This is a genomic window from Streptomyces sp. NPDC058665 (genome assembly GCF_042714995.1).
In the GTDB taxonomy this organism is placed as follows: domain Bacteria; phylum Actinomycetota; class Actinomycetes; order Streptomycetales; family Streptomycetaceae; genus Streptomyces.
Genome location: NZ_JBHXRX010000118.1, coordinates 1 through 10,913 on the forward strand (window position 1 = coordinate 1; position 10,913 = coordinate 10,913).

Consider the following 10,913-nt stretch of genomic DNA (forward strand, 5'->3'; position numbering starts at 1 on the left):
CGGAAACAAGACGCCGAATGCCTCCCTCATCCCGAGCTGCACCATGCCTGACCAGCAAAAATCAAGCGATCATGTTCGGTTGAGATACGGCTACTTAGACCGGGGAGTAGAGATCAAGTGGGTGGCCTGCGCCGACGGCGTTGATCAGGGCTTGGAGTTCGGGTGGCGGGGGTGCGTTGGTCCAGGCTCGCCAGCAGCGTTGGAGGGTGGTCCAGGGGTCGAGCCAGGCCCGGACGGCTCGGATCGCCTTGGGCCAGCTGGCCGGTTGGGGCTGGTGGGTTTCGCTTGGGCCCCCTCTCAGCCGGTCCCGCTGTCGGCGTGGCAGTCGGCGGGACCGCTGGGACGACGACGGGCTCATGTTGTGGGGGTCGGGCGAACCAGGTGTCCCAGCAGAAGGAGAACGCGCAGGTGACCAGGGTCTGGTGGCGGCGGATCGCGGTGTCGGAGCGGACCTGGAAGTCGGCCCACCCGAGTTCGTCCTTGACCTGCTTGTAGCTCTGCTCGATCCAGTGCCGGATGCCGTAGATCCGGACGACTTCGTGCAGGTCGGCAGCGGGTTCGGGGCTGTCGGCCTCGCGGGGGCCGCCGGGGCGGGGCAGGTCGGTGGCCAGGTACCAGGTGGCCTGCGCGGGCAGTGTGTCCGGGTCTGCTGTGGCCACGACCAGGCGGACGTTTCCGTCGGGTCCCCACCAGCCGAGGTGGGCGTCGGCGGCCCACCAGGTCTCGGTGTGCCCGTCGCGGAAGGTCCGCTCGACCGGGTTCCAGTCGCCGGGGTGTTCGGGGTCCGTCCAGGTCAGGGCGCGGGCGGCGTCGGCGGGGGTGCAGGCGTCCTTGCCGTAGCCCCAGGTGCCGTGGCTCGGCTTGAGGGCCATGACGAACGGCAGCCCCGCCGCGTCGAGTTGCCTGCGGAAGCCGTCCTGGTCGCCGTAGGCGCAGTCGGCGGCCACGGCTCGGAAGGCCACCCCGGCCGCCTTCGCGGTGCGGGCCAGCTCTGCGGCGATCTGCAGCTTCGTGCGGAAGCCTGGGTCGCTCTTGCCCTTGGGGAAGTGATGGGCGGGGCTGTAGGGCACGGCGTGCAGCGGGTAGTAGAGGTTCCCGTCGGCCCAGCAGGTGGTCACGGTGACGATGCCGTTGTCGGTCTTGCCCAGCCGGCCCAGCCACTGCCGGCCGATGTGTGCGGTCGCCTTCCCGTCCTTGCGGTCTCCCGAGTCGTCGATCACCAGCACCCCGCCCGGGTGCGCCGCGGTCGCTGGATCGGCCAGCAGCAGCGCCACCCTGCGGGAATTGACCTGCTCCTGGTCCCACGTCGACTCGGACAGGAAGAACTGCAGCCGCTACACCGCTGGGTTCTGGGCGCCGACCACCGGCTCGCTACCGGCCAGGGCGGTCAGGGTCTTGTTGCGGTCTCGCGGCAGCAGCAGCCCCGCGAGGTACTCCCGGAACCCGCGGCGCTGTGCCAGGGCGGAGAAGAGGTCATCGAAGCGTGCGGCGTAGGCTTCCAGCGGGCCCGGAGCAGGCGGACACGGCACACGGCGGGTCATCACAGCTCCCAGGCGGCGAGGCAACGTTCCTCTACTACTGGCCTACTACGGACCTGAGCCGCCGTCAACAAACCACCGCTAGACGTCACACCCCAGATCATCTTGCCGTACGCGCCTCAAAGCTCCCCAGGGGCTTCCCCCTCCCAGCGATCACCCGTGCTGCGCGGGCGGTCGGCAATCCCGGTCGCGCGGTGGCGTCGATGGGATATCCTGCTCCGGGATTTCGCGCGGCAGGTTCTCTGCCGCACCGCTCGGCGCGCTCGGCGTCGACACGCACCGCGTGCCCTGCCCGGAAGGAGGCGAGAGACATGGACCGTGCTGAATGCGTTGCGGCCATAGTTGCCTCCGGCCGTGTGCCCTCCCTCCTCTGCGGCGCGCGGTAACTCTTCCCCCCTTCTTGTTTCTTGTCTTCGACATCCTCCTGAGATGCCACGACACAAGATGTCCTGGCCTGCCCGGTTCGCTGCCGCGCGGGCCGCGGGGGCGCGTGCCCGAAGACGGGCCCTTCTCTCGCTGACCACCGTGACCTCGGCACTCCCCGCCTCACGACCAGCAAGAGCACCGGCGTGAGTGACACGCAATCGGTGAGGCAGGCCCCGGGTGCTGTCCGCGGTTCCCGCTGCCCCTGCCCCACCGCCATGCCGTGTCCCCGTGCTGCGTACACCGGCCCGTCGTCACCACTGCGACCGTCCCTGGCCAGCTGTCCCGACAGCACTTCGACACGAAACATGCGTGATCGCCATGAGCAAGAAACGTCCCGGAGGGGAATCCCTCCCGTCCGCCCCTTCCACGGACACCGACCGTTCCCCGGACCGCGAGGTTCCCGCCACGACTCCGGCACCGGCACCGGCACCGGATCGGGCACCGGCACCGGCACCGGATCGGGCACCGGCACCGGATCCGAAGCGCTGGTGGGCGCTGGCCGTCATCGCCCTCGCCCAGCTAATGGTGATCCTTGACGGCACCGTCGTGAACATCGCGCTGCCCTCCGCCCAGCGCGCTCTCGGCATGTCGGACGCCGACCGGCAGTGGGTGATCACCGCCTACACGCTGGCCTTCGGCGGGCTGCTGCTGCTCGGTGGCCGGATCGCCGATCTGGTGGGCCGCAAGCGCACCTTCGTCATCGGCCTGGCCGGCTTCGCCGCGGCCTCCGCGCTGGGCGGCGCGGCGACCGGCCCCGGGATGCTGTTCGCGGCGCGGGCCCTGCAAGGCGCGTTCGCGGCGGTCCTGGCGCCCTCGGCCCTGTCGCTGCTGTCGACGACGTTCACCGACCCCAAGGAGCGGGCCAGGGCGTTCGGGGTCTACGGTGCGCTGGCCGGCGGCGGCAGCGCGGTCGGGCTGATCGTGGGCGGTCTGCTGACCGAGTACCTGAACTGGCGCTGGTCCCTGTACGTCAACGTGCCCATCGCGCTCGCCGCCCTGCTCGGCGCACCCGTCTTCCTGCGCGACCGCTCCAAAAGCCGGGGCGGGCATCTGGACGTGCCGGGCGCCCTGCTGGGCTGCGGCGGACTCGTCGCCCTCGTGTACGGCTTCAGCGAGGCCGAACCTCGTGGCTGGAGCAGCCCGCAGGTGCTCACGCTGCTCGTGGCCGGCGTGATCCTGCTCGTCGCCTTCGTGTGGTGGCAGAGCCGCGCGGCGAGCCCGCTGCTGCCACTGCGCATCGTCCAGGACCGGGTCCGGGCCGGATCGCTCGCGACGATGGCCCTGGCCACCATCGGCATGTTCGGCGTCTTCCTGTTCCTGACGTACTACCTCCAGGTCGTCCTCGGCTACCCGCCGGTGCGGACGGGCCTGGCCTTCCTGCCGATGTCGGCCGGCATCGTCATCGGCGCGACCCAGATCGCGGCCCGCCTGCTGCCACGCACGGCGCCGCGCACCCTGATGTCGTCCGGCATGGTCTTGGCCGCCGCCGGCATGGTGCTGCTCAGCAGCCTGACCGCGCATGCGCAGTACATCCCGCACGTACTGCCCGCCCTGCTGCTGCTCGGTCTGGGCATGGGCCTGACCTTCATGCCGGTCTACGCGACAGCCACCGCCAACGTGCCCGCGCAGGACGCCGGCGTGGCCTCGGCCGCCCTCAACACCGTTCAGCAGATGGGCGCTTCGCTGGGCACCGTACTGCTCAACACCATCGCCACCGGCGCCACCAGCCGTTACGTCCACTCGCACATGCACAATCCGGCCCACGGCGGCGCGACCCTCAACGAAGGCATGGTGCAGGGCTTCTCCGTCGCCTACCGGTGCTCGGCGGGCGTCCTGCTGCTCGCCGCCCTGGTAGCGGGCCTCGCCGTACGACACAAAACGCCGAAGCACCTCGGAGACGACACACCGGCCTAGCGAGCCGGGGTCGTGTACGGCCACCGGCCACCTCACCCCTCGAAGGATCCTCGATGAAACCTCTGACCGAGAACGACATCCGTACCTCGTTCGTCAACTGCTCGAAGGGCGAGGCCAAACGCCTCCCCCCGCCCAAGAACCTGGCGGACCTCGACCACTGGGACGACCTCGACTTCCTGGGCTGGTTCGATCTGTCCGCGCCAGACCGCAGGTACCTCGTCGTCGAACGCGCCGATGAACTCGTCGGCCTGTCCCTGCGCGCCGCTTCCCGCAACCGCGGCTTCCTGCGCCGCAGCCTGTGCTCGCTGTGCCTGACCACGCACCCCGGCAGCGGCGTCTCCCTCATGACCGCCCCCAAAGCGGGCCCGGCCGGCCGCGAAGGCAACTCGGTGGGCCTCTACATCTGCACCGACCTGGACTGCTCGTTGTACATACGGGGCAAGAAGAAGGCGCCCCCGGGCGGGCGCATGGAGGAGTCCCTCACTGCCGAGCAGCAGATCGAGCGCCTGCGCGGCAACCTCGACGCGTTCGTGGAGCGGGTCTTCCACTGAAGCCGACAGGGGCTCGAAGGGGCATGACCCAGATACGCCAGAAGCCCGCCACGGTACGGCGCGGACTCGCCGGGCTCGGCGAGTCCGACCTCCACCAGGTAGTCGCCCAGCTTCGCCTCGACGTCCTCCCACAGCAGGAGCTGCTCGCTCCAGTCCGCGTACTCCTCGGAGCCGGCCACCGCGACGTCGCCGGTGCGCAGTTCCTCGGCCAGCGCGGCGAAGACCATCGCCGCGAAATGCTTGCGTACGAAGGCGCCGGGCCGGCTCTTGTCCCGGGTGGGCTTCTGCCAGTTCAGTGTGGCGAAGGAGATGTCGACCGGGCGGCCGTCCTTGTGCCGCTCCGGGAGGTAGTCGCGGGAGGTCGTGTTCCGGCGGGCGTGCGCGAGCGCGTCCAGAACGCGATTGTCGTCCGAGGTCGCCCGCAGCTCCAAGCGGCTGGTCAGGTCATACTTCGTGGAGCGGTCCTTAAGTAGGTGCCCGTACAGCAGCACCTCCCAGTAGTTGCCGTGGTGGGCGGCGACCTTCTCGATGCTCGTACTGCCCCTCGAACCCGCCGAGGTCGTCCACCGCTGTCGGGGGCGCCCCCAGAGCGCCGGCCTGCGCCCGCAGGGCCTTCGCCATCGTGTGCAAGCCGGGCGCGAGCTGGTCGCCGAACCGTGCGGCCTGGACGGGGCCGTCCGCGTGCTGGGGCACGGTGCGGTAGTTCCCGATCAGCGCCTCGACGATGGCCTGCTGTTGCTCCCGGATACTCTCCAGCTCTGGCTTGGCCCGCTTGACCTGCAATGCGATCCGCTTGCAGAACATCGTGGTCAGGTCGTCCGGGCCCGCATCCGCGCCTTGCGCACGAGACACATTCCATGATCTTCCCCGAGGCGACGCCGGACAGCCACACCCCGGTCTCGCCCAGCTCGTCCACCCACCCCGGATGCTCGGCCTGGCCACGGAAGTGCGACCACGTCGGGGGCTTCGCCGACTGCTTCAGCTTGTTGAACTTCATGGTGCCGGACTCGTCCTTCTCCGCCAGCAGGGCCAGCAGCCGCTCTCGGTGGGCCTCGCTGGGCCGGTCGTAGATGCCCATGCAGATCGAGGCGTTCACCTCGCTACGGACCTCGCCGCGAGCGCGTCCAGCGTGGTGAAGCCCGGCAGCTCCAGCCCGGCCTCCACGACCTTCTCCAGCGCGATGTTGATCAGGTCCGCCGGACGGTTCTTCGACACAGCCTCTGAGCCGGACTGCTCGGCGGCGGTCACACCCCCGTCTCTGTTGGCCCGCGGTCGGCCGGGTGGACGATCGGTCGCAGCAGCTCGGCCAGGTGCCGGGACAGTTCCGCGGGCTTCATCGTGGCGAGTGTTCCGGCGCGGACCACGTAGCGGCTGAAGGTGACTCCCAGCAGCACCGAGCCGAGCAGGTCGACCCGCTCATCGACATCCGGCCCGGTGAGCACCGCGCGATAGGCGCGCGCGCTCTGCGCCTGCATCGTCAGGTACAGGCTGGTCGCGAGAGGATCGTCCGCCGCCGCGCTGCGGATCAGGGCCACCATCCGGTCGGAGCTCCTCGCCGCCTCCATCCGCTCGACGAACGCTGTCGCGATGCGCTCCGGCAGCTCCTCCGCATCACCGGCCAGGACTGTGTCGAGGTCATCCGGTCCCTGGATCGACGCATGGAGCAGTCCCTCCTTGGAGCCGAAGTGACGCATGACGAGCCCGTGTGTCACACCGGCACGGGCGGCCACGCCACGGATCGTCATACGGCCGTAGCCCCGCTCGTACAGCTCATGGCGGGCTGCATCGAGGATCGCCCGCCGGCTCGCCTCGGGGTCGCGCCGTCGCCGGGCCACCGGCGGTTCGCACAGCGGCCCCACCGCGGGGCCGGTAGCACACCTGTCTTCCTCTGAGGGATTCATACATCAAGTATACGGCTGGTCATTATCCCGGATACCGCGTACGCTCCTAATGACCAGCTGGTCATTAGGAGGTTGTCATCTTGGGTCACACAGAGCACCGTGCTCCGCCGGCGGAGCAGCGGGCGGTGAGTCCGCGACGCCTTGTCGTCGTCGCCACGGCCGCTGCTCTCGTATCGCTCCTGCTCGCGGCGTCGTACGAGTACGCCACACATGCTCCCTCGCCCCACGGCATCTCGGTCGAGGTGGTGGGCGGGTCGAGCCGTGTCGATGCCGTGTCGCACCAGCTGTCGTCGACCGCACCCGGCTCCTTCACCGTCGAACGGGTGCCGTCCGCATCTGGCGCCACCTCACGGGTCGCGGACAATCGCGTGGATGCCGCCCTGATCCTGTCCGCGTCCGGCGCCGACCGGATCGTTGTCGCCGGTGCGATGGGGCCGACAATGGTGCAGGCGATCGTCTCGGCTCTCTCCTCAGCGCTGCCTGACACCGGGGCCGAGCCCGTCGTGACCGATGTCGCCGCGCTGACCCGGAATGACCAGGCCGGAATGTCAAGCTTCGTCTTCGAGCGCGGGCTCCTGGTTCCGAGCGTTTTGGGCAGCGTGGGCTTCTACCTGGTGGGACTCTGCGCGCGCCTCTGGTGGCGGGTCGCGGGTGCCACGCTGTACGCCGCGCTCGCGTCCCTGCTGGGCGTACTCCTACTCGACGCCGGCTTCGGTGCCCTCACCGGCGCCCCCTTCGAAATGTTCGGCATCGGCTTCGCCGGGGCCCTGACCTTCGTCCTCATCGTCGGGGCCTTCCAGGCAACCCTCGGACTCCCCGGCACCGGGCTCGCGGCGCTGATCCTCCTCTTCGTCGGCAACGCGGCGAGCGGAGGAACGACACCGTCAGCCATGCTCCCGAACTTCTACCGGCAGATCTCCGAGTGGCTCCCCAACTCGGCCGTCGTGCGCGCCACCAAGGCGGCGGTCTACTTCGACGGACACGGAATCGGCCAGCCTCTCGCAGCCCTCGCCCTCTGGTCCGGTGTGGCGATGGCCGTCCTCATCGCCAATGACCGGCTCCATCTGAGCGAACGACGGCGCTCACCCGACGACCACGTCGCGATCCACGCGACGCCCGGAATCACTCACCTGGCGCGTCGCCGCAGCAGGAAACGCCCAAGCCCGGGGCCCGAGGCCCCCGCCACCAAGCGCACTACGACACCAGAGAGAAACGGAACACTGTCATGACACAGGAAGACGCCTCACCCGCCCTCCACCCGGCGGCTCACCGCCTCACCGGCATGGACCGCCACACGGTCACGGTCGACGGACACCGGCTGAACGTCTTCGCAGCGGGAACCGGCCCGGAGACCATCGTCCTGGTGCCAGGCATCCCTGACTCGTCGGCGGTCTACCGGGGCCAGGTCCCCGGGCTCCTCGAGGCCGGGTACCGGGTTATCGCACCCGACCTCCTCGGACAGGGGGACTCGGACATGTCGGCCGACGTGGCGAGCTACACGATCGCGAAGGACCAGGAACGTTTGTGGGCGATAGCCGACGAACTCGGCGCGCGGACCTTCCACCTCGTGGGTCACGACCGCGGGGCCGCATCGACGTGGGCCATGGCCGCCCACCACCCGGAACGGGTCAAGTCCTACGTCGCGCTGAGTATCGGTCACCCCGGCGCGCGGAGGTACGCGGCGTACGAGCAGAGGCAGTTGTCGTGGTACATGCTGCGGTTGCTCTTCTCCGACGCGGAGGAGTGGTTGCGCGGCGAGGCGGAGGGCGAGGGTGGGCCCTGGTCGACGTTCCGCTGGTGGGTGGGCAACCACCCGGAAGCCGATGCCTGGATCGCCGATCTGGAGAGGCCCGGCGCGGTGCGCGCGATGCTGAACTTCTACCAGGCAAACATCCACCCCGCGAAGGCGAAGATCAGCCCGGTCCCCCGGGTGGGGGTGCCGACGCTGGGGATCTGGCCGGAAGGGGACATCTACAGCAGCCTCGAACAGATCGCACGCTCAGGTGAGTGGGTCGACGGCCCCTGGCGTTTCGAACGGCTGCGGGGCGCCGGTCACTTCCTCCAACTCGACCGGCCCGCCGCGCTGACCCGCCTGATCCTGAGCCATACCGAGACGTACCGCAGCTAGGAGGCTTGCACCGACGCCCGGTGCCCATTCGCCGAGTATACGAATGGTCAATTAACCCCGGCGAGGTGTACGGTTTCTATTGACCACTTGGTCACCAAGGACGGTGATCGGTCAGCCAAGGAGCGGTACTCCCTCCGTCTGACCCGCGGCAGCCAATGGCCCGCGAAAGACGCAGTCACCAGCATGACCCACCGTTACCGGATGTCCGGGCCACTGTGCCGCCCGCCCCTCTGGCACCCGTCCAATAACTCCAATAACCCTGATTCACCACGACGAACGAGAAGAGACACATCATGTCGGTCCCTGAGCCAATGACGCCCGAGAACACCACCATCGTGCTGATCGACCACGCGGTCGGCTTCGCGAACCTGCTGCGCTCCCACGACCTCGGCGCACACATCAACAACGTCGTCGGACTGGCTAAGACCGCCACACTCTTCGACACGGGCCTCGTGGTCACCAACGGCGAAAGCGACAAACCCTCCGGTCCGCTCTACCCCGAACTCCTCGCGGTTATCGGCGACGACTTCCCCGTGATCGAGCGCCCCGGCGCCACCAATGCCTTCGCGGACGCGAGCTTCGCCGCCGTCGAGGCCACCGGCCGCCGCAAACTGGCGATCGCGGGAGTGTCGACCGAGGGCTGTGTCCTGCAGAGCGTCCTCGGGGCACTGCGCCTGGGCTACGAGGTGTCCGTGATCGCCGATGCCTCCGGCTCCCTCACCAAGGAGACCCACGACATCGCCATGCAGCGCATGGTCCAGGCCGGCGCGGTGCCGACCACCTGGTACTCGCTGGCCGGTGAACTCGAATACGACCACACCTCGGCACGGGGCCCGCTCCTGCAGCAGGTAATGCGCGAGCACCAGCCCACCATGGCGAAGGGCGTGCAAGCCTACGCTTTCACCAAGTCGCTGATGCAGCGGTCATGACGATTTCGCCCCTCCCAGGGCGCATGCCTACGAGCGTGCGGTGGAGCCGTTCGAGATCGACAGCGTGCCGACTCTGGCGCGGCCGAAACCGACGACGTCTGGCCGAGCAATGCAGTTCCAAGTCACTCGCCCACGTCGGTGCCGCACTCCCAGGCCGACGCGCGCAGGTGAGGCAACCGCTGGTGACGCTGCAGCAATGCCGAGTTACAAGATCGACTTTCGATACCGCGCCTACGCCCGAAGCCTCGCCCTTCAGCGTGGGTCGTCGAGCAGGTGTATTGACCACGAGCGCGCCGTAAACGTAAACGCTGTCTGGTCTTGATCATGGAGCAGACCTCCGCTGTGGTGGAGCTGTCTAGGCCGTTTCGTTCGGATCATCTGATCGATACCCTCATGGTCAAGACGCGCGTCAAGATCGCGCAGTCCGGTGCGCCCCAGGCGTCCGTGGCTGGTCCACGGGCCGGGGAGAAGCGGTCCGTCAGCAGGGGCGCAGAAGGCCGCAAGACGGAGACCGTCGAGGTCAAGCCGTCCGTTCCGCTCGCGCAGTGACCTGACGGATACTCCGGAGAAGAAGGGCCCCGTATGAGCAGGCTGCTGGAAGCGGTGTGTGCGCTGACCGTGGGTGTCCTCGTTGCGCTCCTTGTATGGGCTGCTGACCGTGGCGCGGTGCGGGTGGCGTGGCGGGAGGGCGAGATGAGCGGTGTGACGGTCGTGTTCGTGGCGGCGTGTGCGCTGTGGCTGGTGCTGTGGCGCAGGCGTACGGGGCGCGGCACGCTGGCATGGCCGCTTGCGGTGCTGCTGTGCAGTGCGGCTGTTGGGCTGGTCGTGGCGGCCATGGCGGGTTGACCGGCGCAGGCGGGCAGGCAGCCAGGTGGGGCTTCTCGATCTTGTGGGAGCGGAGCCTCGTTGACGTTTTTGGGCTAGTCCGTTTCGTTCGGATCGTCTGATCGTTGGTCTGGGTGTGTCGTTGACTGACGTGCAGTGGGCGCGGATCGAGCCGTTACTTCCGGACCGGTCGCGGAAGCGGGGTGGACGGTGGCGTGACCATCGACAGGTGATCGACGCGATCGCGTTCAAGTTTCAGACCGGCTCGCAGTGGGTGCACCTGCCAGAGCGGTACGGCAACTGGCGGGGCGTCTACAACCGGCTGAGGATGTGGGCCGTGGACGGCACCTGGGAGCGGGTGTTCACCGCGCTCGTGGCCCGGGCCGATGCCGACGAGGATCTGAACTGGGCCATCTCGGTGGACTCGACGATCGTGCGCGCTCACCAGCACGCTGCCGGGGCCCGTAAAAAGGGGCCCCGGCCGACGAGCCGGAGGACCATGCCATCGGCCGGTCCCGTGGAGGACTGACCACAAAGGTCCATCTCGCGTCCGACGCCCACTGCCGGCCTCTGGCTTTCGTTCTCACCGCCGGACAGGCGGGCGATGCGCCCGCTTTTCCGGACGTGATGGCCCAACTTCGCGTCCCTCGCCCACGCGGGCGGCCCCGGACCAGGCCGGACATGGTTCTGGCCGACAAGGC

At 68.9% G+C, this 10,913-nt stretch carries 12 protein-coding genes and 1 pseudogene; 8 read left to right on the top strand and 5 right to left on the bottom strand.

All coding sequences use genetic code 11. From position 1 onward, the window contains the following. Positions 1 to 113: 113 nt before the first annotated feature. Both ACFWV8_RS37545 and ACFWV8_RS37550 read right to left on the bottom strand, forming a co-directional pair. The gene (locus tag ACFWV8_RS37545) at positions 114 to 1,274 is read right to left on the bottom strand and encodes a transposase (RefSeq protein WP_384214907.1); all 1,161 of its coding nucleotides are present in this window, start codon (positions 1,272 to 1,274) and stop codon (positions 114 to 116) included. A gap of 60 nt (positions 1,275 to 1,334) precedes the next feature. Further along, on the bottom strand, positions 1,335 to 1,529 hold the full coding sequence (locus ACFWV8_RS37550) for a hypothetical protein (protein ID WP_384214909.1): 195 nt from the start codon (positions 1,527 to 1,529) through the stop codon (positions 1,335 to 1,337). Positions 1,530 to 2,282: 753 nt separating this feature from the next. Here ACFWV8_RS37550 and ACFWV8_RS37555 point away from each other — a divergent pair. Beyond that, complete coding sequence (locus ACFWV8_RS37555; RefSeq protein ID WP_384214911.1) at positions 2,283 to 3,878, top strand: MFS transporter; 1,596 nt, start codon at positions 2,283 to 2,285, stop codon at positions 3,876 to 3,878. 53 nt (positions 3,879 to 3,931) lie between these two features. Next, the gene (locus ACFWV8_RS37560) at positions 3,932 to 4,429 is read left to right on the top strand and encodes an FBP domain-containing protein (RefSeq protein ID WP_384214913.1); all 498 of its coding nucleotides are present in this window, start codon (positions 3,932 to 3,934) and stop codon (positions 4,427 to 4,429) included. Positions 4,430 to 4,894: 465 nt separating this feature from the next. Here ACFWV8_RS37560 and ACFWV8_RS37565 read toward each other — a convergent pair whose 3' ends face one another. The 3 genes from ACFWV8_RS37565 to ACFWV8_RS37575 all read right to left on the bottom strand — a co-directional run bounded on the left by ACFWV8_RS37565 (position 4,895) and on the right by ACFWV8_RS37575 (position 6,330). Continuing rightward, positions 4,895 to 5,281, bottom strand: coding sequence for a hypothetical protein (locus ACFWV8_RS37565; RefSeq protein WP_384214916.1), 387 nt, complete (start codon positions 5,279 to 5,281; stop codon positions 4,895 to 4,897). 240 nt (positions 5,282 to 5,521) lie between these two features. Then, positions 5,522 to 5,677 (bottom strand): hypothetical protein, encoded by a 156-nt coding sequence (locus tag ACFWV8_RS37570; RefSeq protein WP_384214921.1) that lies wholly within the window; start codon positions 5,675 to 5,677, stop codon positions 5,522 to 5,524. After that, the gene (locus tag ACFWV8_RS37575) at positions 5,674 to 6,330 is read right to left on the bottom strand and encodes a TetR family transcriptional regulator (RefSeq protein WP_384214925.1); all 657 of its coding nucleotides are present in this window, start codon (positions 6,328 to 6,330) and stop codon (positions 5,674 to 5,676) included. Before ACFWV8_RS37575 ends, ACFWV8_RS37570 begins: the two co-directional genes overlap by 4 nt. A 125-nt stretch (positions 6,331 to 6,455) precedes the next feature. On the opposite strand from ACFWV8_RS37575, the gene ACFWV8_RS37580 reads away from it, so the two are divergent. The 6 genes and pseudogenes from ACFWV8_RS37580 to ACFWV8_RS37605 all read left to right on the top strand — a co-directional run. Beyond that, on the top strand, positions 6,456 to 7,559 hold the full coding sequence (locus ACFWV8_RS37580) for a hypothetical protein (protein ID WP_384214930.1): 1,104 nt from the start codon (positions 6,456 to 6,458) through the stop codon (positions 7,557 to 7,559). Next, the gene (locus ACFWV8_RS37585) at positions 7,556 to 8,458 is read left to right on the top strand and encodes an alpha/beta fold hydrolase (RefSeq protein ID WP_384214934.1); all 903 of its coding nucleotides are present in this window, start codon (positions 7,556 to 7,558) and stop codon (positions 8,456 to 8,458) included. The genes ACFWV8_RS37580 and ACFWV8_RS37585 overlap by 4 nt, the downstream gene beginning before the upstream one ends. A gap of 293 nt (positions 8,459 to 8,751) precedes the next feature. Next, positions 8,752 to 9,387, top strand: coding sequence for an isochorismatase family protein (locus ACFWV8_RS37590; RefSeq protein WP_384214937.1), 636 nt, complete (start codon positions 8,752 to 8,754; stop codon positions 9,385 to 9,387). A 324-nt stretch (positions 9,388 to 9,711) separates the two neighbouring features. Then, complete coding sequence (locus ACFWV8_RS37595) at positions 9,712 to 9,936, top strand: hypothetical protein (protein ID WP_384214940.1); 225 nt, start codon at positions 9,712 to 9,714, stop codon at positions 9,934 to 9,936. Positions 9,937 to 9,969: 33 nt separating this feature from the next. Continuing rightward, positions 9,970 to 10,233: a hypothetical protein gene (locus ACFWV8_RS37600; protein WP_384214945.1), complete on the top strand. Its 264-nt coding sequence runs from the start codon at positions 9,970 to 9,972 to the stop codon at positions 10,231 to 10,233. Positions 10,234 to 10,342: 109 nt separating this feature from the next. Then, positions 10,343 to 10,913 (top strand): annotated as a pseudogene (locus tag ACFWV8_RS37605) (IS5 family transposase); the annotation flags it as partial.

What these genes read in the sequence shown, in the direction of transcription:
- ACFWV8_RS37555 (WP_384214911.1), top strand. Translation starts at nt 2,283, where the DNA reads ATGAGCAAGAAACGTCCCGGAGGGGAATCCCTCCCGTCCGCCCCTTCC.
- ACFWV8_RS37560 (WP_384214913.1), top strand. Translation starts at nt 3,932, where the DNA reads ATGAAACCTCTGACCGAGAACGACATCCGTACCTCGTTCGTCAACTGC.
- ACFWV8_RS37575 (WP_384214925.1), bottom strand. Translation starts at nt 6,330, where the DNA reads ATGAATCCCTCAGAGGAAGACAGGTGTGCTACCGGCCCCGCGGTGGGG.
- ACFWV8_RS37585 (WP_384214934.1), top strand. Translation starts at nt 7,556, where the DNA reads ATGACACAGGAAGACGCCTCACCCGCCCTCCACCCGGCGGCTCACCGC.
- ACFWV8_RS37590 (WP_384214937.1), top strand. Translation starts at nt 8,752, where the DNA reads ATGTCGGTCCCTGAGCCAATGACGCCCGAGAACACCACCATCGTGCTG.
- ACFWV8_RS37595 (WP_384214940.1), top strand. Translation starts at nt 9,712, where the DNA reads ATGGAGCAGACCTCCGCTGTGGTGGAGCTGTCTAGGCCGTTTCGTTCG.
- ACFWV8_RS37600 (WP_384214945.1), top strand. Translation starts at nt 9,970, where the DNA reads ATGAGCAGGCTGCTGGAAGCGGTGTGTGCGCTGACCGTGGGTGTCCTC.